The sequence below is a fragment of the Amycolatopsis sp. WAC 04169 genome (assembly GCF_003947535.1).
GTDB classification, from domain to species: domain Bacteria; phylum Actinomycetota; class Actinomycetes; order Mycobacteriales; family Pseudonocardiaceae; genus Amycolatopsis; species Amycolatopsis keratiniphila.
Genome location: NZ_QHJI01000002.1, coordinates 624,965 through 645,725, shown reverse-complemented (window position 1 = coordinate 645,725; position 20,761 = coordinate 624,965). Strand labels below are relative to the sequence as shown.

Below are 20,761 nucleotides of genomic sequence, written 5' to 3'. Positions count from 1 at the left end.
CCTCCTGTCGGGGCAGAGGAGAACGCCATCACCGCGGGGAGATGGTGTGCAGGCAGGTTCAATTCCACTGTGGACAGTCATGATCCACAGTGGATTCGGCGGTGCGGGGGACAGCGCCGGGTCGGGGTCTTCGGTAGGGGATACGGTCACGGGCGGGAAACGGTTCAAAAAACTTTCGCTCTGGACTTATCGCCCCTGAGCCCACAAAGATGTGCCGCGTGGGACGCCACTCTCGGATACTGCAGCCAATTGTCGATCATGAACCCGCGTCGAACGGGCATGACGACCTCATCAGGGCGTTGTACCAGGAGTTCGGATCGAGCCTGATGGCGTTCGTGCTGAAGCTGACCGGCCACGATCGCCAGTGGGCCGAGGACGTGGTCCAGGAGACGCTCATCAAGGCGTGGCGCAACGCCGGCAAACTCGACCGGCAGCCGGAAATGCTGCGCGCCTGGCTGTTCACCGTGGCCAGGCGCATCGTCATCGACGGCTGGCGGAGCCGGAGCGCCCGCCCTCAAGAGGTGGAGGAACTGGAGTCGGATTCGATCGGAGTGCCGGACGAATCGGAGAAGACGCTCGCGGCCATGATCGTTTACGAGGCCCTGCGCAATCTTTCCCCGGAACAGCGTGAAGCCGTCCAGCAGACCTATCTGCGTGACCGCACCGTGAACGAGGTCGCGGCGACGCTCGGGGTCCCGCCGGGTACGGTGAAATCGCGGATCCACCACGCTGTGCGCGCGCTGCGCAGGGCGCTGCAGGAGCGGGGGTGAGCGAGGTGTCCGGACCCGTCCACACGGACATCGCCGCCTACGTGCTGGGCGTCCTCGGCGAGGAGGATCACGCCAGGTTCGAGGCGCATCTGCTGGAGTGCCCCGAATGCCAGGTCGAGCTGGTGGAGATGTACCACCTGCCCGACATCCTGGACATGGTCAAGAAGAGCTGGCCGGATCCGCCGGTGAAGGGCCCGGGCCCCCGGGTGCTGCGGATGCTGCTCGCGGACGCCGCCAAGGCGGGCCGGCGGCGCAAGGTCATCCGGCTGGTGACGGCGGCCGCCGTGCTCGTGCTCGTCGTCGGCGGACCGCTCACGGTGCTTTCGCTCACCGATCGTGAGCCGGTCATCACGCAGGCGGCGCCTTCCGTCGTGACGTCGGTGGTGCCGTCCCCGGTGTCGTCGAGGGAGCGTGAGGCGGGCCCGGACGGTGGCGCCGCCCCGTTCGGCTGGTCCGAAGCGGGCAACGCCGTCGCGGCCGAGGTCACGGTGCAGGAGAAGGAATGGGGCAGCGCCGTCGAGCTCGAACTGCGCGGCCTCATCGGGCCGATGACCTGCCAGCTTTTCGCCTACTCCCACGGCGGAGAGGCCTACGTCGTCAACAACTGGAGCGTGCCTGCCAAGGGGTACGGCGTCCCCGGCTCGCCGGATCCTCTCGTCATCACCGGATCGACGGCGTTGCAGAAGGCCGACATCGAGCGGTTCGAGGTGCACAAGCGGGACGGCACCGTGCTGGCCGTCGTGCGCCGGTAAGTCATATAACGGAAAGATAACGGCCGGATCGCGTTTTGAACCGGATCCGCACGGGAGCCGTATCTCCAGATAGCCGGATCTGAATCGGCGGGCGAACAGAAGGGTTCGCCGCGAATGCGGCTATTTCCCGTATTCGACGAATGCGTGGCTCATGCCCGGGCGCGAGTGATCGGCGTGCCCGGAAAAGAATGAGGTGAGCAGCCAATGGCACGAAATCAAGGGCGCCATCGTATCGCCCGCAGGACCAAGATCGCGACCGCGTTGCTGGGCCTGTCGATCGCGGTCGGCGGGCTGGTGGTGTCCACCACGACCGGCGAACCCGAGCGCGCCGCCGCGGACGAGGTGGACAGGTCGCAGTTCGTGGACATCACGAAGGTGCGCCCGAATGTCGACGAGCCGAGGCCGGGCCGGAACGCGTCCACGGGTTCGTTCACCGTCGACTGCGGCAGGAACGAGAACGGGCATTTCAATCCCGACAACTTCATCGCGCAGCCGGGTGTCCGCAACGGCGCCCAGCATCTGCACGACTACGTCGGAAACCTGTCCACGAACGCGGATTCGGACAACGACAGCCTGCTGGGTGCCGGCACCACGTGCCGCAACGGCGACGAGTCGGCGTACTTCTGGCCGGTGGTGCGGATCGACACCGGGGAAGAAGCCGGGCAGCGACGGAACCGGAACGACGAGCAGGAACAGGCTCAGCTCGAAGAACCGAACGCGGACAACGAACTCGCCGGCAACGACGGTGAGATCCAGCGCCCCGCGGTCGTCGACATCACCTTCAAGGGTAACGCCAGGGAGAAGGTGAAGGAGATGCCGAAGTTCCTCCGGATCCTTTACGGTGACGCGAAAGTCACCACGAACGGCCCTGCCAACGCCCGGGAGAGCTGGACGTGCACCGGCTTCGAGAACAGGCTCATCAAGCAGTACCCGATCTGTCCCGAGGGCAGTGACGTCAAACGGGTGCACACGTTCCCGAGCTGTCTCGACGGGAACAACATCGACAGCGAGAACCACCGGGACCACATCAAGTATCCCGACGAGAACGGTGAATGCGCGAACGGCCTGACCGCCGTCCCGGAGCTCACCATCTCGCTGACCTACGAGATCCCGAGGCGGATCCAGCTCGACGGACAGTACAAAGTGGACTCGTTCCCCGAGGAGGACCACAACCCCTTCTCCGACCACGACGATTTCGCGAACGTGATGCCGGACCGGGTCATGGACCGCCTCGTCGACTGCGTCAACGAAGGCCGCGAGTGCCGCGAGTGACGCCCTGAAGCGGAAGCAGGAACCTGCGAAGAGAAAGGAAGAAACTCCGGCCCGGCGGGTCCCCCCTACACCTCACCCACCCGCCGGGCCGGCCCTACCCGGAAACGATCGACACAACTGAAGAACGCTCCGCAAGCATTCACCCCGCCCTGCCGCCGGCTTCCCGAGGGAAGCTCGACGGCAGGGCTCTTTCGGTAGGTTGGCCGCATGGGTGAACAGAAGGACCGCATGCTGCGCGGCGAGCTGTACCGGGACAACGACCCCGAACTGGTCGCGGATCGCAGGCGCGCGCAGGCGCTCGTCGACCGGTTCAACGGCACCGGTGCCGAGGAGACCGGTGAGCGGGACACGATTCTGCGCGAGCTGCTGGGAAAGCTCGGTGAGGGTTCCTGGATCATGCCGCGGTTCCAGTGCGACTACGGCTACCTGATCGAGATCGGCGCCAACAGTTTCCTCAACTACGACGCCATCCTGCTCGACTGCGCGCCGATCAAGATCGGCTCGGACTGCTCGATCGGCCCGCGCTGCCAGCTGCTGACCGCGTTGCACCCCATGGAGGACCACGAACTGCGGCGGCAGCGCTGGGAATCGGCCGCGCCGATCACCATCGGGAACAACGTCTGGTTCGGCGGCGGGGTCATCGTCTGCGCCGGGGTCACCATCGGGGACGACGTGGTGGTGGGCGCCGGCAGCGTCGTCACGCGCGACCTGCCGTCGAAGGTGTTCGCCGCGGGCAACCCGGCCCGCGTCATCCGGGAGCTTTAGCGGTCCACGGGGGTGATCTTGGTGCGCCTGCTGTGCTCGAACACCATCGAGGTGCGCACGTCGGCCACCTCGGGGCGTTCGGTCAGCTTGTCGATCACGAAGGCGTAGAGGGCGTCGTTGTCGGGGACCGCGACATGCAGGATGAAATCCTCGGTCCCGGTGGTCACGTAGAGCCCGACGAGGTCGGGCAGCGCGTTGACCCAGTTCCGGAAGCCCTCGATGTTCCGCCGCGAGGGCGGGCGCACGCGCACCGCGATGAGCGCCTGCACCCCGCGGCCGATCGAGGGCAGGTCCACGTCCAGCAGCGCGCCGCGGATCACGCCGCGTTCGCGCAGCGCGCGGGTGCGGTCCAGCGCGGTGGTCGGCGAAACGCCGACGGCGGCGGCCACTTCGCGGTTGGTCTTCCGTGCGTCCGACTGCAGTTGCGCCAGGATCGCCTTATCAAGTTCGTCCAACCGCGCCATCGTGGCCCTCTCGCCGTATTAAGTACGAACACGGTGGACTGTACTCGTACGTCTCCCTAGCTTGGCCTTGTTCGTCCGTCGAAGTGAGCAGGAGACCAGCTGAATGTCCGAGTACGGTACGGCCATCGGGTTCGCCCCCGAGGAGATCGACTTCACCGCGTCCACCCGGTCGGCCCGCCTGAAATGGGTGATCGTGGTCGACAGCGGGCTGCCGCCCGGCCGCGCGGTCAACGCGGCGGTGTGCACCGCCGTCGCCACCGCGCGGAGCGTCACGGGTCTCCTCGGCGACGAAGCGGTCGACGCCGACGGAGAGCACTACACCGGCTTGCCCTGGGTCGGCTGCTCGATCCTGTCGGCCGACACCGGGAAGCTGCGCGCCATCCGCGCCAAGGCCGCCGCCTCGCCGGACTGTCACGTCGCCGACATGCCCGCCGTCGCCCAGCGGATCCGGGTCTACTCCGACTTCCTCGCGACGATGAAGGAGATCCCGACCGGGGAGATGGACTACTGCGCGATCGGCATCGTCGGCCCGCGCAACCGGATCGACAAACTGGTCGGGAAGCTGCCGCTGCTGCCGTGACTCAGCCTTCGAGCAACTCCCGCAGCGCTTCGGTGAACTGGGCGGGATTCCGCTGCGGCGCCAGATGCGCGCCGGGGACCTCCGTGAACGGCAAGCCCAGTTCGAGCGCGAGGATCTTCGCGGGCTGGTAGTGGTAGTGGCCGCGGCTTCCGACACCCGCGACGGGGATGATCTCGGTCCTGCTCCGGCGCAGGGCCCGCAGATCGGGAAGGTAGTCGAGGATCTCGGCCAGCTCGCGGCCGAACAGCCGCTTCCAGTCCTCCTCGTTCGGCAGCCGGATCGCGCGCAGTTCGGGCAGTGCGGCACCGGCGATCCCGTCGGTGAACCGTTTGAACGCCCCCATCAGGTCGCCCGCCTGGGCGAGCCGGACCTGCGCGTTGGCCTCGTCGAGCCAGCCGAGCGCGTCGGGCAGCAGCTGGATGGCGGGCGGTTCGTGCGCGATCAGCATCGTCGCCGCGTCCGGGTAACGGGCGACGAGGTCGAGGCCGATCATGGCGCCCGCGCTGGTCCCGAACACGCTCGCGGGGCCGCCGCCGACGTGCTGGAGCACCGCGTGGGCGTCGTCGGCCTGCTTCGGCACGCTGACCGGTCCGGTGCTGGTGTCCGTGCTGCGGAAGTGCCCGCGCCGGTCGTAGGTGACGACGGTGTAGTCGTCCGCGAGCAGCTTCGTCATCGCCCGGAAGGTGTCCGCCGAGCCGAGCCCGCCCGCGATCAGGAGCAGAAGCGGCCCTTCGCCGGTGCTGCGGACGTACAGCTCACCGTCCTCGACCGGACAACGACTCTCCGAGATCATGGCCGAAGTCAAGCACAGCGCGTCCGGCCGCTCACTCCGAGGCCAGCCGCCGCAGGATGCCGGTCGCGTCGGCGACGATCGTCTCGATCAGGTCGCCGACCGCGGGCAGGTCGTCGAGCAGGCCGACGACCTGCCCGGACGCCAGCACACCGGCGTTCCGGTCGCCCTCGACCAGGCCGGCGCGCAGCAACATCGGCGTGTTGGCGGCCATCAGGACCTGCGACCACGTCCGGTCGCCGCCGCGTTTCATCCGCAGCCCTTCGGTGGCCAGGGACCGCCACGACAGCCCGGTCAGCTTCCGGAACTTCGCGGCGTTGCGGGCGGCACGGGCGAACCCGCTCACCGGACCGGCGGACTCGAGCGCGTCGACCAGTTCCGTCCGGAGCACGCGATGCGGCATGCCGTCCACCTTGCGGGTGACGACGGTGCCGTTGAGATCACGGGCTAGGTACGCCTGCTTGATCTCGTCGGGGACGGTGCTTTCCCTCGTCAGGAGGAACCGGGTACCCATGGCGACCCCGGCCGCCCCGTAGGCGAGCGCGGCGGCCAGCCCCCGGCCGTCGAAGAAGCCGCCCGCCGCGACCACCGGGATGTCGACCGCGTCCAGCACCGAGGGCAGCAGCAACGTCGTCGCCACCCCGCCGGTGTGCCCGCCGCCCTCACCGCCCTGCACGATGACGGCGTCGGCACCCCAGCCCGCGACCTTTTCCGCATGCCTGGCCGCGCCGACCGAGGGAACGACGAGGACGTTGTTGTCCTTGAGCCGCGCGATCATGTCCTTCTTCGGCGCGAGCGCGAAGGACGCGACGCGGACTTCCTCGGTGATGAGCAGCTCGACCCGGCGCGCGGCGTCTTCGGCGTCCGCGCGGAGGTTGACGCCGAACGGCTGAGACGTGCGGCTCTTGACCTCCTTGATCGCGGCCGCCAGCTCGTCGTAGGTCATCGTGGCGGACGCGAGGATGCCGAGGCCGCCCGCCTCCGCCGTCGCGGACACCAGCCGTGGCCCGGCGACCCAGCCCATCCCGGTCTGCACGATCGGGTGCCGGATGCCCGCCAGCTCGGTCAGCGCCGACTTCATGACGGAACTTCCTTGTCCCGCAAGGACTTCGGATCCAGACTGGTGCGGATCAGGAGCAGCTCGGTCTCGGTCGGCAGCCGGGTCTCCGTGACGCCGTCGGTGCTCAGCGGGAACGACGTCGCCTCGACGACCTCGTCCACGGAAACCCCTGGATGCACGGAAAGCAGCCGCGGTGCGTGGTCTTCGCCGCCGAAGTCCAGCACCCCGAGGTTCGTGACGACCCGATGGACGTCGTGATGCCGCAAACCTGCCGCGCGCGCCCGGGCGTAGCCGACGCCGGACACGACGTCGACCTGATCGACGAAAACCCGCTTGCCGTGCCGGGGGACCCAGTAGCTCGTGCGGTGGTTGGCGGTGTTGCCCGGCCCGCCCCGCACGCCGAGAAGTTGTTTCTTCGGGCGGGAATGCTCGCCGATCGCCGAGATGTTCTGGTTGCCCTCGCCGTCGATCTGGTTGGCGCCCATCACCACATGCCGCTTTCCGCGCGGCACCACGGTGTCGAGGACCTTGCGGAACGGCTGCCAGCCTTCGACGACGGCGTCCGGGGTCATCAGGTACGCCTCGCCGTCGGACAGCAGGATGTCCGGCTCGAACGTCAGCCTGGCCAGCCGTGCCCCCAGCGAAGGGATGAAACCCATGGGGCTCACCACGATTTCGCCGTCTCCACGGAACAGTTCGGCACAGGCCACGACGGCCACTTCGGCACGGCTGATGTCACTCACGCGGACTCCCCGAACTCGGCGACGGCCTTCTGGTACTGCGCTTCGTCCCCGGACAGGAACCTGTCGACGAATTTCGGCCACGCGTCGAGATCCTTGGCCGCTTCGGCGTAGTGGCGCTGGAAACGTTCGTCGCGGCCGTAGTCCGGGACGGCGGTGGTGAAATGCGCGCCGTTCGGGGTTTCGGCCACCCCGGTGACGAGCATCCGGCTCAGCAGCAGGCTCTGCACCGGGCCCGCCTCGGTGAGCTCGGCCGTCTCGACAATCTGTTCCGTGGACACGTAACACTTGTCGGCGGCGAGCGCGAAGAGTTCGTCGAAGTACGGATCCGGCCCGAGATACTGCGCGTTGCCCCGGGCGTCGGCGCGGTTGAGGTGGACGAAGGCGGCGTCGAGCTTGAGCGCGGGCACAGCCAGCAGCTCTTCGGCGTCGTCGTACGGCGAGCGGACTGTGCGCAGCGACGGGTTCAGGTCCATCACGCCGGAGCCGAGGCCCGCCCGGGTCGGCAGGAACGGAAGTCGTTGCGCGGCAGCGGAAAGACCGGTGCCGAACACGCCTTCGTCGTATTCCGTGACGGTGATCGACCCGGATTCCCGCGCCCGGGAGAACCACGGGTCGTAGGGGATCGAATCGAGCGTGACGAAGCCGAAGACGAGATGCTTGATCTTGCCCGCCGACGCCAGCAGCCCGACGTCCGGACCGCCGTAGGAGACCACGGTGAGATCCTTGACCGGTGAGCGCAGGATCGCGCGCACCAGCGCCATCGGCTTGCGCCGCGAGCCCCAGCCGCCGATCCCGATCGTCATGCCGTCCTTCAGTTCGGCGACGATCTCGTCCGGCGTCATCCGCTTGTCGGCCATCACTTCCCCTTACCGTCCAGGAATTCCTGGCGCGCGCCGTCCGAAACGCCCGCCAGGTTGAGTTCGAAGGTGAATCCCTGCTCGAAGCGGTAGCTGCGGTGCACGGGCTGGACGTCGATGCCGTTGATGGCCTGTTTCGCCGCGCGGATCACGCGGGTGTCCTTCGCCGCGATCTGCCGCGCCACACCGAGCGCGGTCTCGTCGAGTTCCTCCCGCGGCACGACGGCGTAGACCGAACCGTGGTGGTGCAACTGGGCCGCGGTGATCGTGGAAGCCGTGTAGTACAGGGCGCGCATCAGATGCTGGGGGACGAGGCGCGCGAGATGGGTCGCCGCGCCCAGCGCGCCGCGATCGACCTCCGGTAGCCCGAAAGTGGCGTCTTCACTGGCGACCACGACGTCCGCGTTGCCGACCAGGCCGACCCCGCCGCCGAGGCAGAAACCCTGTACCGCGGCGATCACCGGGACCGCGCAGTCGTACACCGCGGAGAACGCCGCCGCGCAGCCCTCGTTCGCGCCGATCAGCGCGCCGTAACCCGGATCGCGCTGGATCTCCTTGATGTCGACCCCCGCGTTGAACCCGCGGCCTTCCGCGCGCAGCACCACCACGTGGGTCGCGGGGTCGCGTCCGGCGTCGGTGACGGCGGACGCGAGGGCGAACCATCCCTTCACGCTCAGCGCGTTCACCGGGGGCGCGTCGACCGTGACCACGGCGATGCCGGGCTCCGGTGAGTGGGTGGAAACGGTCATCGTGCACCCTTCTCCGCTACCAAACCTAGCACTTGCTTGGTACGTTAGCAGGACGTCCGGCCCGGGTACAGCGACGTGAAGGAGGCCCGGCATGGCACTCGAACTCCGGCTCGACGGCGCCGTGGTGCTGGTGACCGGTGGGGTCCGCGGCGTCGGCGCCGGTGTCACGAGGACTTTCCTGCGTGCCGGCGCCGAAGTCGTCACCTGCGCCCGCACCGAACCCGAGCGGCCGGTCTGCGCCGGGGACAAGGCGTCCACCTTCATCTCCTGCGACGTCCGCGACCCGAAAGAGGTCGACGCGCTCGTCGAGGAGGTCGTCCGGCGGCACGGCAGGCTCGACGTCGTGGTCAACAACGCGGGCGGCGCGCCGTACGCCGAGGCGGCGCACGCGTCGCCGCGGTTCCACGAGAAGATCGTCGCGCTGAACCTGCTGGCGCCGCTGAGCGTCGCGCGGGCGGCGAACGCCGTCATGCAGGAGCAGGAAAGCGGCGGTGTCATCGTGAACATCAGCAGCGTCAGCGCGACGAGACCGTCGCCGGGGACGGCGTCCTACGGCGCGGCGAAGGCGGGCCTGGACAACCTGACCGCGTCACTCGCCGTCGAATGGGCGCCGAAGGTGCGGGTCAACGGGCTCGACGTCGGCATGGTGCGGACGGAGCACTCGCATCTGCACTACGGCGACGAGGCGGGGATCGAGGCCGTGGGCGCGACCGTCCCGTTAGGACGGTTGGCGGATCCGGACGAGATCGGTTCCTGCGCGGTGTTCCTGGCGTCCCCGCTGGCCTCCTATGTCAGCGGAGCCTGCCTGACCGTCCACGGCGGGGGAGAGGTGCCTGCCTTCCTCGCCGCTTCCAATTCCCTGGTGAAAGAACGAAAGGAGCCGGTGTGAACGGGATCGCCGACGGCCGGATCGTGGTGGTGACCGGAGCCGGTCGCGGCATCGGACGGGCGCACGCGCTCGCGTTCGCCGCGGAGGGCGCGCGGGTGGTGGTGAACGACCTCGGCGCCGGGATCGACGGAAGCGGCGGATCGGCCGGGCCCGCGCAGGACGTCGTCGACGAGATCGAGGCGCTCGGCGGCAAAGCGGTGGCGAACACCGACGACATCGCCTCCTGGGACGGTGCCGCGGCACTGGTGCGGAAGGCCGTCGAGACCTTCGGCGGGCTGGACGTCCTGGTCAACAACGCGGGTTTCCTGCGCGACAGGATGCTGGTCAACCTCGGCGAGGACGAATGGGACGCCGTCATCCGCGTCCACCTGAAGGGGCATTTCGCGCCGACGCGGCACGCCGTCGAATATTGGCGAGCCGAGGCGAAGGCGGGCCGGACGCGGGCCGCCCGGGTGATCAACACCAGCTCCGGGGCCGGCCTGCTCGGCAGCGTCGGGCAGGGGAATTACGCGGCCGCGAAGTCCGGCATCCTGGGGCTCACGCTGGTCGCGGCGACCGAATTCGCGCGCTACGGCGTCACCGTGAACGCGATCGCCCCGGCCGCCCGCACCCGGATGACCGAAGTCGCCTTCGCCGACGACATGGCCGCGCCGGAAGACGGATTCGACGCCATGGCACCGGAAAACGTGTCGCCACTGGTGGTGTGGCTCGGCAGCGAAGAATCGTCCGGGGTCACCGGCCGGGTGTTCGAGGTCGACGGCGGACGCGTCTCGATCGCGCAGGGCTGGCGGCACGGACCGGTGCGGGACAAAGGTTCCCGGTGGTCGCCTGCCGAGCTCGGCCCGGTGGTGGGGGAGCTGCTGGCGGAGGCTCCGGTGCCTGAACCCGTTTACGGGGCGTAGGTCTTCGGTGCTGTCTCGTGAGTGGTAAGGACGGTTCTAACCGTCCTTACCACTCACGAGGCGTCTCGCGTCAGGTCCCGGATCTCGGGCCACGGCTGGAACCCGCCCGATTCGTAGGTCGTCACGGCGGCGACGTTGGAACTGGGCGTGTTCACGGCCGCGCTCGACGAGCCGAGCTCCCGGAGCGCGGCCGCCGCGGCGACGGTGATCGCCCGGCCGTATCCGTGGCCGCGCTGGTCGGCACGCACGCCCATCGGTTCGAGCAACCCGGGCTTGCCGGGGCCGGACGACCACACGGCGACCGCCGCGACGGCGTCACCCCGGTCGTCGTAGCCGAGCAGGCACCGGGCATCGGCGTACGGCGCCGAGGCCGCCATCGTCCGCCACTTTTCGGCGGTGAACGTCGATCCGCCGAACGCCGCCCCGATCACCTCGGCCCAGGCGGCCGCCAGATCCGCGCCGACCGTCTCGATCCGCAGGTCCGGAGCCTTCACCGGCTCCGTGAGGTCGAGGCTCAGCGGCGTCCATGGTTCTTCCTCGTCGACATGCCAGCCGTGCCCGGGCAGCACGTCCTGGAGAAGCGCGTCCATCGGCGCCTCGACGGAGACCCTTCCAGCAGGAAGGACACCACGTTCGGGCGCGGCCACGTCTTCGGCCAGCCGTCGCGCCAGTTCCTCGTCCCGGCGGACGTCCGGCGCGGTCGTGAGCCGCAGGAGGTCGGCTCCGTCGAGGAAACCGACGGCGAGGATCCGGCCGTCCCGGCGCCAGATCCGCACCGCTTCGGCCACCGCGGGCGCGCCGTTACGCCAGTACCAGCCGAGGTCACCGGGATGCACTTGCCAAGCCACGCCTTCGGATTGCCAGTCCCGCAGCGCCTCGACGGCTTCGTCCAGCCCGTCGGTCTCCGGCTTCTCCAAGCTGATCACCATGGCGCGATCACACACCATGCCGCGAGGAGCCGCATCCGGTTTTCGGCGGGGGCAAGATGGGGGAGTGAAGTCACTTCAGCGCCGTCTCTGGGAAGCGGTCGAGCCGCTGCACGCCGTCGTCTACTTCGCCCCGGAGACCGCGGCCGCAGCGAAGGCGGCGGGCCTGCCGGGCTGGTGGATGGGTTATTTCGCCGGCCGGGTCGCGCCACTCGGGCCGCTGCCGGAACCACCCGCGACCGCCATGCTCTTCGGGTTCGCCCCGAGGATGGTCGCGCGCTCCCTGCCCGACGCGTGGAAATACGCCGAACCGGCGGTCGTGCTCCGGTCCCGGATGGCCGCCGTCGAGGAGGCCCTGAACCGGATCCTTCCCGCCGACGCGCCGCTCGGGGACCTCGCCGATCTGCTCGAACACGCCGTCACCGGCTGCGACTACGCGGCCAGGCCGCTCGCCGCCGCCTGGTCATCGGTCGCCAGGCCCGCGACGCCGGCGGGCCGGGTCTGGCTCGCGGCGACGGTGCTGCGCGAGCATCGCGGGGACGGTCACGTGCTTTCCGCCGTCGCCGCCGGGCTGCGCGGACTCGACACGACACTGACCCACATCGGCAGCGGGGCGGTGACACGCGAGGTCATCCAGATCAACCGCGGCTGGTCCGACGACGAGTGGGACGCGAGTGTCGCGCGGCTGTCCGGACGGGGGATCCTCGACGGCGATCTCCGGCTCACCGGCCCGGGAATCGAGTTGCGCCAACGGATCGAGGACGAGACGGACCGCCTCGCCCTCGGCCCGCTCGACGCCTTGGGCGAGGACGGGGCGGCCGAGGTCGTCCGGATCGCCGTCCCGCTGAGCCGCCGGATCTTCGACACCGGCGCGATCCCGCTGCCGAACCCGATGGGGGCGCCGCGGCCCTGACCGCTCGAAACTGTCGTACCCCGGTGGGACGCTGGTGCGCATGGCGACGTGGCAGCAGTTCAGTGAAGAGGCACCCGCGCTGGCGGAGAAGATCAAAGAGCGGTTCACCGCGGCGAAGTCGCATGTGCTGGCGACGGTCCGGCGGGACGGTTCGCCCCGGGTGAGTGGCAGTGAGGTCGATTTCCGTGAGCAGGACCTGCTGATCGGTTCGATGATCGGCGCGATGAAGGCGAAGGATCTGCAGCACGACGGCAGGTTCGCGATCCACGCCGCCTCGGCGATCGACGAGGGCGGCGCGGACGCGAAGGTGTCGGGAAAGGCCGTCGAGATCATCGATCCGGCGGAGGTCGCCCGCCTGCAGGGCGACGACGGGGAGGCGCACGTCTTCCGGCTCGACCTCACCGAGGCGGTGCTGACCTGGGTCGAGGGCAACACCATCTATTTCGACTTCTGGAAGGAGGGTCAGGGGCTCAAAAGGCTCGCGAGGCCGGACAACGGTCCGGTGGTCGAGGTCGGCCTGGACTAGCGGCGGCTAGATCCGTTCGATGATCGCGCCGGTGGAAAGCGCGCCACCGGCGCACATCGTCACCAGCGCGGTGCTCGCGTCGCGGCGTTCCAGTTCGTGCAACGCCGTGGTCAGCAGGCGGGCGCCGGTGCTGCCGACGGGATGCCCGAGCGCGATCGCGCCACCGTTCACGTTGACCTTGGCCTCGTCGGGCCGGTGCACCCGTTGCCACGACAACACGACCGAAGCGAACGCCTCGTTGACTTCGAAGAGGTCGAGGTCGCCGATCGTCATCCCCGCCTTGGCGAGGACGCGTTCGGTCGCCTGCACGGGCCCGTCGAGGTGGTAGTACGGCTCCGCGCCGACCAGCGCCTGCGAGACGATCCGCGCTCGCGGCCTGAGGCCCAGTGCCTTGGCCCGGTCCGAGTCCATCAGGAGGAGCGCGGCCGCGCCGTCGGAGATCTGCGACGACGTCCCGGCCGTGTGCACGCCGCCTTCGAGGACGGGCTTGAGCTTGGACAGGCCTTCGACGGTCGTGTCGCGAAGTCCTTGGTCGCGCGACACCAGCCGGGTCTCGCCGGTCGGCGTGCCGTCCTCGCCGAGCACGGGTGCCTTCACGGCGACGACCTCGCGGTCGAAGTGCCCCGCGGCCCACGCGGCGGCGGTTTTGGCCTGAGACTCGGTGCCGAACCGGTCGACGTCGAGGCGGGTGATCCCGCGGCGTTCCGCGATCCGCTCGGCCGCGCCGTACTGGTTCGGCATGTCGATCGACCACGACTCCGGACGAGGCGTGCCGATGCCCTCGCCGCGGTTCGCGCCCAGCGGGACCCGGCTCATCGCCTCGACACCGCACGAGACGCCGACGTCGATGGCGCCCGTCGCGATGAGCCCGGCGATCAGATGCGTCGCCTGCTGAGCCGAGCCGCACTGGGCGTCGATGGTCGTCGCACCCGTGGTCTCCGGGAGACCGGCGTGCAGCCACGCCGTGCGCGTGACGTTGCCCGCCTGTTCGCCCGCCTGGGTCACGGCCCCGCCGATCGCCTGCTCGACCAGCGCGGGATCCACGCCCGCGCGTTCGAGCAGGGCGCGCTGCGCCGCGCCGAGGATCTCGGCGGCGTGCAGCCCCGCCAGATGTCCCCTGCGCTTGCCGATGGGGGTGCGGACCGCCTCGACGATCACCGGACTACCCACGTTCGCCTCCTGGAAACACTGTTCACTACCAAGAAAAGTAGAACACGTTCTTGATTTGAGCAAGCCGCCCCAGGGTCGACCGGATTTTGATCACTGGTCGCCGTTTCCGCTTTTTGCAGGGAGTGCAAGATCGATGCGGGCCGAGTAAACGGGTTTCACTGAAACTCTTCACTTGGTAAACGCCGTATGCTTCAATCGGGTCTAGAACGTGTTTCATTGGCGAACCGCGTAGGAGGTAGCCCGTGGCCGCTCCCCTGATCCCCGCCGGTTTCGATTTCACCGATCCGGATCTGTACGCCACCAGACTGCCTCTGGAGGAGTTCGCCGAACTCCGCCGCACGGCGCCGGTCTGGTGGAACCCGCAGCCGCACAACACCGCGGGCTTCCGCGATGACGGCTACTGGGTGGTCAGCCGGCTCGATGACGTCAAGGCGGTGTCGAGGGACAGCGAGCTGTTCTCCTCCCGGGAGAAGACCGCGATCATCCGGTTCGACGAGAACATGACCGACGACAGCCTCGAAGCCAACCGTCTGGTCCTGCTCAACATGGACGCCCCGCAGCACACGAAGCTGCGCCGGATCGTGTCGAAGGGCTTCACGCCGAGGTCGATCGCGAAGCTCGAGGACACCCTGCGCGATCGCGCGGAGCGGATCGTCAGCGAGGCCAAGAAGAAGGGCTCCGGCGATTTCGTCGTCGACGTCGCGTGCGAGCTTCCCTTGCAGGCCATCGCCGAACTGATCGGCATCCCGCAGGAAGACCGCCTGAAGATCTTCGACTGGTCCAACCAGATGGTCGCCTACGACGACCCCGAGTACGAGGTCGAGCCGCTCGCCGCGTCCGCCGAGATCGTCGGCTACGCCTGGAACATGGCCGAAGAACGCCGCAAATGCCCGATGGACGACATCGTCACGAAGCTGGTGCAGGCCGACGTCGACGGCGAATCGCTGGCGTCGGACGAGTTCGGCTTCTTCGTCATCCTCCTCGCCGTCGCGGGCAACGAGACCACGCGCAACGCGATCACCCACGGGATGAAGGCCTTCCTCGATCACCCCGATCAGTGGGAGCTGTACAAGAAGGAACGCCCGAAGACCGCGCCGGACGAGATCGTCCGCTGGGCCACCCCGGTGGTCGCCTTCCAGCGCACCGCGACCCGGGACACCGAACTCGGCGGGCAGCAGATCCGCAAGGGCGACCGGGTCGGGATGTTCTACAGCTCCGCGAACTTCGACCCGGACCACTTCGACCGGCCGGAGAAGTTCGACATCCTCCGCGAGGACAACCCGCACGTCGGTTTCGGCGGCACGGGTTCGCACTACTGCATCGGCGCCAACCTCGCGCGGCTGGAGATCGATCTGATCTTCAACGCCATCGCCGACGTCATGCCGGACATCACCGAACTCGCCCCGCCCGACCGCCTCCGGTCGAGCTGGCTCAATGGGATCAAGCACTACCAGGTCCGCTACGCCTGATCGGCCGGGACTGCGGCCTTGGGGCACCATGGGGGCCATGGGTCCCCACGTGCAGGTCGACGTCGAAATGTCCTTCCGGGTCACGAAACCCGGCCCCGCCGCGTTCGTGATCGCGCTCGCCGGTGGGGCCGGGCAAGAGGAGTTCGCCTATCCCGCGCCGCCGCGCCAGGTGGCGTTCGAACACGGCACCCGGGCCCAGGTCGTCGATCTGCCGCCCGGTGAACACGTCGTGCGGTACCGGGCCGAACGCACGCTCGGCCCGGCCGATCCGGAGCCCGTCGGCCTGGACGACGTCATCCGCTACACCAGGCCCAGCCGGTACTGCCCGTCGGACCGGATGGGCGGGCTCGCGCTGTCCCGCTTCGGCGGCCTGCCCGACGCGCGCACCCAGGTGAAGGCGATCGTCCGGCACGTCGGCGAGCACCTGTCCTATGTGGTCGGTTCCGGCTCGCCGACCGACGACGCCGTCGACACCTACCTCGCCGGGGAAGGGGTCTGCCGCGATTACGCGCACGTCTGCATCTCGCTGTGCCGCGTGCTGGACATCCCCGCCCGGTTCGCCGCCGTCTACGCGCCCGGACTGTCCCCAATGGACTTCCACGCCGTGTTCGAGGCCGCGATCGACGGCCGGTGGTACGTGTTCGACGCCACCGGCCTCGCGCCGAGGCAGAGCCTCTGCCGGATCGCCACCGGACGGGACGCCGCCGACACCGCGTTCCTCTCCACCCTCGGCTGTGAGCTGGACTTTCTCGGCAACACCGTGCTGGCGACCGCGGGCCCGTCGCTGCCGGAGGACGACGGCTCGCGGCTGATCGCGCTCGCTTGATCGCGTGTTGCCCCCGACCCGTGACCTCGCTGAGGTAGACATTGCCGTGTGAGGGAGAAGCAAGCACCGACGAAATGGCAGCGGCTGCGGGCCCGCCACCGCTGGCTGGACCACGTGGCGCGGGCGGTGAACCGCTACGTCGAGTACGGCGGTTACCACTACGTCGCGTCGATCACCTATTTCAGCCTGTTCTCGCTGGTGCCCATCCTCATGGTCGCGGTTTCGGTGGCGGGCTTCGTGCTGGCGAGCCAGCCGCAGCTGATCGAGTCGATGCTGAACGCGATCACCGGCACCCTGCCCGGTGGCCTCGGTGACAAGGCGGGCGAGCTGCTCACCGGATTCGTCGAGCAGCGCACCAGCGTCGGGATCATCGGTCTGATCATCGGCTTGTACTCAGGCTGGAACTGGATGAACTCGCTGCGGGACGCGCTCACCGCGCTGTGGGGTCAGAACCGGTCGGATCTCCCGCTGCTGCGCACGATCGCCGCGGACCTGCTCGCGCTGCTCGGCCTCGCGAGCGCGCTGCTGGTCTCGTTCGCCATCACCATCTCCGGGTCCGCGCTCGGCCGGTATCTGCTGGGGCTGGCCGGCGTGGACGACACCGCCTGGGGTCACAACGTGCTCTCGGCGATCTCGATTCCGTTGGCGCTGCTGGCGAACTGGCTCGTGTTCCTCTGGGTGCTCACCCGGTTGCCGCGGAAACCGGTCGGCGTCCGCAGCGCGATGCGCGGCGCGGTCGCGCTGGCGCTGGGCTTCGAGCTGCTGAAGCAGGCCGGTGGGATCTACCTGCGCCTGATCGGGAACTCGCCGACCGGGGTCGCGTTCGGTTCCATCATCGGCCTGATCTTCTTCATCTCGCTGGTGGCGCGGATGCTGGTGTTCGTCACGGCCTGGACGGCGACCGCACGCGACGCCCCGCCGGACCCGGTCAAACCGCCGCCGCCCGTGGTGGTCCGGCCCGTGGTCGCGGCTCCCGATCGGCACGGGCTCAAGCCGGTGCTGGTGGGCGCGGTGACCGGGGTGATCGCGACCTTGGCCGCGCAACGCCTCCGGCCCCGGCGCCGCCCTTAGCTCGGCTTCGCCGACCCCACGACCCACATCGAGAAGAACTGCGAACCGCCGCCGTACGCGTGCCCGAGCGCGATCCGCGCCCCGTCGACCTGGTAGTCCCCGGCCCGGCCCATCACCTGCTTGGCCGCTTCGGAGAACCGCAACATCCCCGACGCGCCGATCGGGTTCGACGAGAGCACGCCGCCCGACGGGTTGACCGGCAGCCGCCCGCCGAGCGCGGTTTCGCCCGCCTCGGTGAGCTTCCAGCCCTGCCCCTCGTCGGTGAAGCCCAGGTTCTCCAGCCACATCGGCTCGAACCACGAGAACGGCACATAGATCTCGGCTGCGTCCACTTCGGACAGTGGGTCGGTGATCCCGGCGTCCCGCCACAACGCGGCCGCGGCGTCCCGGCCCGCCTGGGGGTTGACCTGATCGCGTCCGGCGAACGTGGTCGGTTCGGTGCGCATCGCGGTCGCGTGGATCCACGCCGCGCCACCGGGCACGGCGTCGCCCGACGCCTCGTCCCCGATCACCATCGCGCACGCGCCGTCCGAAGACGGGCAGGTCTCGTCGTAGCGGATCGGGTCCCACAGCATCTGCGACGCCCGCACCGACTCCACCGTGATGTCGGACTGCCGCAGATGCGCGTACGGATTCAGCGCGCCGTTGCGGCGGTCCTTGGCCGCGACGATCGCCCCGACGTGGTCGGGCGCGCCGGATCGCCGGATGTAGGACCGCACGTGCGGCGCGAAGTACCCGCCCGCCCCGGCGCCCACCGGCATCTGGAACGGCGGCAGGATCGACAGGCCCCACATCGCGTTCGATTCGGACTGCTTCTCGAAGGCCACGGTCAGCACCCGTTTGTGCACGCCCGCCTGCACCAGCGAGGCCGCCACGAGCGCGGTCGACCCGCCGACCGAGCCCGCGGTGTGCACGCGCAGCAAGGGTTTCCCGGTCGCGCCGAGCGAGTCGGCGAGGAACAGTTCGGGCATCATCACGCCCTCGAACAGGTCCGGCGCCTTGCCGAGGACGACCGCGTCGATGTCGTCCCAGCCGGTCCCCGCGTCGAGCATCGCGCGGTCGATGGCCTCCCGGAGCAGGCCGGGCATGGACACGTCGGTGCGTTTGGCCTTGTGGTGCGTCTGGCCGGTTCCCAGTACGGCCGCGAGGTGCTTCACGAGAGGACCTCCAAGGTCGCGACCAGGTTCTGCTGGAGGACGGGGCCGCTGGTCGCGTGGGCGAGGGTCTTGCGCGCGCTGCCGTCGAGGACGCGGTTCGCCGCCTCGCCGATCCGCGCCAGCCCCGCCGAGAACATCGGATTGCCGGTCAGGACGCCGCCGGAGGGATTGATCCGCACCTGGTCGCCGAGGCCGAGTGCCTCACGCAGGATCAATTCCTGGTGCGTGAACGGTGCGTGCAGTTCGGCGACCTCGACGCCGTCGAGATCGAGCGCCCGCCCGGCGGCCGCCGTCGAAGGCGACTTGGTGAGGTCTCGGACACCGAGCGCGGGAGAGTCGACGCGGTGCTCGATCCCGGTGATCACCGCCGGGCTGTCGACAAGGTCCGCCGCCCGCTCGGCCGACGCGAGCACGAGCACGGCGGCGCCGTCGGTGATGGGCGCGATGTCGTGGGCCCGCAACGGATCCGCGAAGTACGGGGCGTCGAGCAGCTCCGCGACCTCGACCGTGCCGGAGATCTGCGCGGCGGGATTACCGGCGTCGTCGGCGCGGCTGCGCGCGGCGACCTCGGCGAGATCCTTTTCCGACCACAGCCCGGATTCGAGGCCGAGCCGCGCCTGGATCCCGGCCACGCTCACCGAGTCGGGCCACAGCGGCGCGACGACGTAGGGATCCATCTGCAGGGCGAGCACCCGCCGCAACTGCCCGGCCGACGATTTGCCGAAGCCGTAGACCAGCGCGGTCTCCACCTCGCCCATCCGGATCTTCAGCCACGCCTCGTACAGCGCCCAGGCGGCGTCCATCTCGACATGCGACTCGTGGATCGGCGGGAAGGCGCCGATCGCGTCGACCGCGGCGATGAACGAGAACGCGCGGCCGGCGAGGTAGTCCGAGGAACCCGAGCACCAGAATCCGATGTCCTCTTTGGACAGACCGGTGCGCTCGAAGACCTCGGCGAAGATCGGCACCAGCATCTCAACGCCGTTGGTGGTGCCCGGGGTGCTGCGGACGTTGGGGGCCTGCGCGAAGCCCACGACTGCTACATCTGGCACGGTGGTCCTCACAGATGGTGGGCGAAGGATTCGTACGGTGCGTCAGGCTCGCCGGTCGGTTCGAAATGGCCGATGTTCTCCAGCGAGGTCCACCATTCGTCCCGCGGTTTCCACGCGGCCCGGACCCGCATGCCCATCCGGACGTCGGCGGCGTCGCAGCCGAGGACCAGGTGCAGGAACGCGATGTCCGCGCCGTCGAGCAGGATGTACGCGGCCACGTACGGCGGTTTGATCTTCTGGCCGAGGAACGGCACGTTCACGATGCAGAACGTGGTGACGATGCCGGTGTCGGGCAGTTCGACCTCGTCGGTGGTCGGCACACCGTCGGTCGGGCACGCGCCGCGCGGCGGGATGTAGACCTTCTCGCACGACGGGCAGCGCTGGCCGATCAGTTTCCCCTCCGCGAGCCCGCGCAGGTAGCGGCTTTCCTCAGGCGACGCGGAATGCTCGTAGCGCAGGTGGATCGGCGTGATCACCACGCTGACCGGCGCGCCCTCCTCGCGTTTCGCGACCGGGGGAGGCGCCTCGGTGGTTTCGGTGTCGGGCCCGTCGGCGGGGACGAAGTAGGCGATGTCCCGGATGTGCCCGACGGTCTCGTCCGCCCAGCGGATCCGCACGCGCTGTCCGGTGTGGACATTCGAGGGCGTGCCCGCGTCGACGGCGTGCAGGATCGAGGTGTCGGCGCCGTCGAGCCGGATCAGCGCCCACGCGAACGGCCGCGACAACGGCTGGCCGTCGACGGGTTCGGCGATCCAGGACCAGGAGACGATCTCGCCCTCGGAGGCCACCGGAACGAACTCGGACAGGGCTTCGGCGGTCACGGGGTCGTACTCCAAGGGGGGCACATGGACACGGCCGTCGCTGCCCCGGACGCCTTCGACGCGGCGCTCGCGCAGGGCGTCGACGAACCGGCCGAGTACCGGGCCGACCGAACGCGTGTAGTCGAAGCCCACGTTGAGCGGGGCCGACAGCGGAAGTTCAGGTGCGCTCACATCCTGAGTGAAACATGTTCTCGATTTCTCGGCAAGATCGGTCATCTGGGCTTGGCTGGCGGTTGC

The 20,761-nt window shown here is 69.2% G+C and carries 23 protein-coding genes; 12 read left to right on the top strand and 11 right to left on the bottom strand.

Features of this window, described 5'->3' with window-relative positions; genetic code table 11:
• The first annotated feature begins 218 nt into the window (after nt 1-218).
• The 4 genes from DMC61_RS07875 to DMC61_RS07860 all read left to right on the top strand — a co-directional run bounded on the left by DMC61_RS07875 (nt 219) and on the right by DMC61_RS07860 (nt 3,559).
• The gene (locus DMC61_RS07875; protein ID WP_034317190.1) at nt 219-770 is read left to right on the top strand and encodes a sigma-70 family RNA polymerase sigma factor; all 552 of its coding nucleotides are present in this window, start codon (nt 219-221) and stop codon (nt 768-770) included.
• The gene (locus DMC61_RS07870; protein ID WP_125687962.1) at nt 767-1,522 is read left to right on the top strand and encodes an anti-sigma factor; all 756 of its coding nucleotides are present in this window, start codon (nt 767-769) and stop codon (nt 1,520-1,522) included. The genes DMC61_RS07875 and DMC61_RS07870 overlap by 4 nt, the downstream gene beginning before the upstream one ends.
• A gap of 204 nt (nt 1,523-1,726) precedes the next feature.
• A complete protein-coding gene (locus tag DMC61_RS07865; protein ID WP_125687960.1) occupies nt 1,727-2,794 on the top strand; it encodes a DUF1996 domain-containing protein in 1,068 nt (355 codons plus the stop codon).
• A 207-nt stretch (nt 2,795-3,001) separates the two neighbouring features.
• Complete coding sequence (locus DMC61_RS07860; RefSeq protein ID WP_016332884.1) at nt 3,002-3,559, top strand: sugar O-acetyltransferase; 558 nt, start codon at nt 3,002-3,004, stop codon at nt 3,557-3,559.
• Here the strand turns inward: DMC61_RS07860 and DMC61_RS07855 are convergent.
• Nucleotides 3,556-4,023 carry an Lrp/AsnC family transcriptional regulator gene (locus tag DMC61_RS07855; RefSeq protein WP_016332885.1) on the bottom strand — a complete coding sequence of 156 codons (468 nt, stop codon included), beginning with the start codon at nt 4,021-4,023 and terminating at the stop codon, nt 3,556-3,558. The genes DMC61_RS07860 and DMC61_RS07855 overlap by 4 nt on opposite strands.
• 103 nt (nt 4,024-4,126) lie before the next feature.
• On the opposite strand from DMC61_RS07855, the gene DMC61_RS07850 reads away from it, so the two are divergent.
• Nucleotides 4,127-4,603, top strand: a complete 477-nt coding sequence (locus tag DMC61_RS07850) for a DUF2000 domain-containing protein (protein ID WP_125687958.1) — start codon at nt 4,127-4,129, stop codon at nt 4,601-4,603.
• Nucleotide 4,604: 1 nt separating this feature from the next.
• On the opposite strand, the gene DMC61_RS07845 is transcribed toward DMC61_RS07850, so the two are convergent.
• Genes DMC61_RS07845 through DMC61_RS07825 form a run of 5 tightly spaced genes read right to left on the bottom strand, consistent with a single transcriptional unit; the run spans nt 4,605 to nt 8,802 of the window.
• On the bottom strand, nt 4,605-5,396 hold the full coding sequence (locus DMC61_RS07845; protein ID WP_125687956.1) for an alpha/beta fold hydrolase: 792 nt from the start codon (nt 5,394-5,396) through the stop codon (nt 4,605-4,607).
• Between the two features lie 31 nt (nt 5,397-5,427).
• Nucleotides 5,428-6,474 carry a nitronate monooxygenase family protein gene (locus DMC61_RS07840; protein ID WP_125687954.1) on the bottom strand — a complete coding sequence of 349 codons (1,047 nt, stop codon included), beginning with the start codon at nt 6,472-6,474 and terminating at the stop codon, nt 5,428-5,430.
• The gene (locus DMC61_RS07835) at nt 6,471-7,196 is read right to left on the bottom strand and encodes a CoA-transferase subunit beta (protein ID WP_125687952.1); all 726 of its coding nucleotides are present in this window, start codon (nt 7,194-7,196) and stop codon (nt 6,471-6,473) included. The genes DMC61_RS07840 and DMC61_RS07835 overlap by 4 nt, the downstream gene beginning before the upstream one ends.
• Nucleotides 7,193-8,053 carry a CoA transferase subunit A gene (locus DMC61_RS07830; protein ID WP_125687950.1) on the bottom strand — a complete coding sequence of 287 codons (861 nt, stop codon included), beginning with the start codon at nt 8,051-8,053 and terminating at the stop codon, nt 7,193-7,195. The genes DMC61_RS07835 and DMC61_RS07830 overlap by 4 nt, the downstream gene beginning before the upstream one ends.
• Complete coding sequence (locus DMC61_RS07825) at nt 8,053-8,802, bottom strand: enoyl-CoA hydratase family protein (RefSeq protein ID WP_125687948.1); 750 nt, start codon at nt 8,800-8,802, stop codon at nt 8,053-8,055. Before DMC61_RS07825 ends, DMC61_RS07830 begins: the two co-directional genes overlap by 1 nt.
• A gap of 91 nt (nt 8,803-8,893) precedes the next feature.
• On the opposite strand from DMC61_RS07825, the gene DMC61_RS07820 reads away from it, so the two are divergent.
• Entirely contained in the window at nt 8,894-9,691 is a 798-nt protein-coding gene (locus DMC61_RS07820; protein WP_063271366.1) for an SDR family oxidoreductase, read from the top strand.
• Nucleotides 9,688-10,593: an SDR family oxidoreductase gene (locus tag DMC61_RS07815; RefSeq protein ID WP_125687946.1), complete on the top strand. Its 906-nt coding sequence runs from the start codon at nt 9,688-9,690 to the stop codon at nt 10,591-10,593. Before DMC61_RS07820 ends, DMC61_RS07815 begins: the two co-directional genes overlap by 4 nt.
• Before the next feature lie 53 nt (nt 10,594-10,646).
• Here the strand turns inward: DMC61_RS07815 and DMC61_RS07810 are convergent, their stop codons facing one another.
• Nucleotides 10,647-11,522, bottom strand: coding sequence for an N-acetyltransferase (locus DMC61_RS07810; RefSeq protein ID WP_125687944.1), 876 nt, complete (start codon nt 11,520-11,522; stop codon nt 10,647-10,649).
• A 64-nt stretch (nt 11,523-11,586) separates the two neighbouring features.
• Here DMC61_RS07810 and DMC61_RS07805 point away from each other — a divergent pair, with 64 nt between their 5' ends.
• Entirely contained in the window at nt 11,587-12,432 is an 846-nt protein-coding gene (locus DMC61_RS07805; protein WP_125687942.1) for a hypothetical protein, read from the top strand.
• A gap of 40 nt (nt 12,433-12,472) precedes the next feature.
• Entirely contained in the window at nt 12,473-12,958 is a 486-nt protein-coding gene (locus DMC61_RS07800) for a pyridoxamine 5'-phosphate oxidase family protein (protein ID WP_125687940.1), read from the top strand.
• Between the two features lie 6 nt (nt 12,959-12,964).
• Here the strand turns inward: DMC61_RS07800 and DMC61_RS07795 are convergent, their stop codons facing one another.
• Nucleotides 12,965-14,128, bottom strand: a complete 1,164-nt coding sequence (locus DMC61_RS07795; RefSeq protein ID WP_125687938.1) for a steroid 3-ketoacyl-CoA thiolase — start codon at nt 14,126-14,128, stop codon at nt 12,965-12,967.
• Between the two features lie 242 nt (nt 14,129-14,370).
• Here DMC61_RS07795 and DMC61_RS07790 point away from each other — a divergent pair, with 242 nt between their 5' ends.
• The 3 genes from DMC61_RS07790 to DMC61_RS07780 are packed head-to-tail and all read left to right on the top strand — an operon-like array spanning nt 14,371 to nt 17,494.
• A complete protein-coding gene (locus DMC61_RS07790; RefSeq protein WP_125687936.1) occupies nt 14,371-15,597 on the top strand; it encodes a cytochrome P450 in 1,227 nt (408 codons plus the stop codon).
• A gap of 37 nt (nt 15,598-15,634) precedes the next feature.
• A complete protein-coding gene (locus DMC61_RS07785) occupies nt 15,635-16,423 on the top strand; it encodes a transglutaminase family protein (RefSeq protein WP_125687933.1) in 789 nt (262 codons plus the stop codon).
• Nucleotides 16,424-16,471: 48 nt separating this feature from the next.
• Complete coding sequence (locus DMC61_RS07780; RefSeq protein WP_125687931.1) at nt 16,472-17,494, top strand: YhjD/YihY/BrkB family envelope integrity protein; 1,023 nt, start codon at nt 16,472-16,474, stop codon at nt 17,492-17,494.
• Here DMC61_RS07780 and DMC61_RS07775 read toward each other — a convergent pair.
• Genes DMC61_RS07775 through DMC61_RS07765 form a run of 3 tightly spaced genes read right to left on the bottom strand, consistent with a single transcriptional unit; the run spans nt 17,491 to nt 20,740 of the window.
• A complete protein-coding gene (locus DMC61_RS07775) occupies nt 17,491-18,651 on the bottom strand; it encodes a thiolase domain-containing protein (protein WP_125687929.1) in 1,161 nt (386 codons plus the stop codon). The genes DMC61_RS07780 and DMC61_RS07775 overlap by 4 nt on opposite strands.
• Nucleotides 18,648-19,703, bottom strand: coding sequence for a thiolase domain-containing protein (locus DMC61_RS07770; RefSeq protein ID WP_125687927.1), 1,056 nt, complete (start codon nt 19,701-19,703; stop codon nt 18,648-18,650). Before DMC61_RS07770 ends, DMC61_RS07775 begins: the two co-directional genes overlap by 4 nt.
• Nucleotides 19,704-19,711: 8 nt before the next feature.
• A complete protein-coding gene (locus DMC61_RS07765; RefSeq protein ID WP_370456392.1) occupies nt 19,712-20,740 on the bottom strand; it encodes a Zn-ribbon domain-containing OB-fold protein in 1,029 nt (342 codons plus the stop codon).
• Between the last annotated feature and the right edge of the window lie 21 nt (nt 20,741-20,761).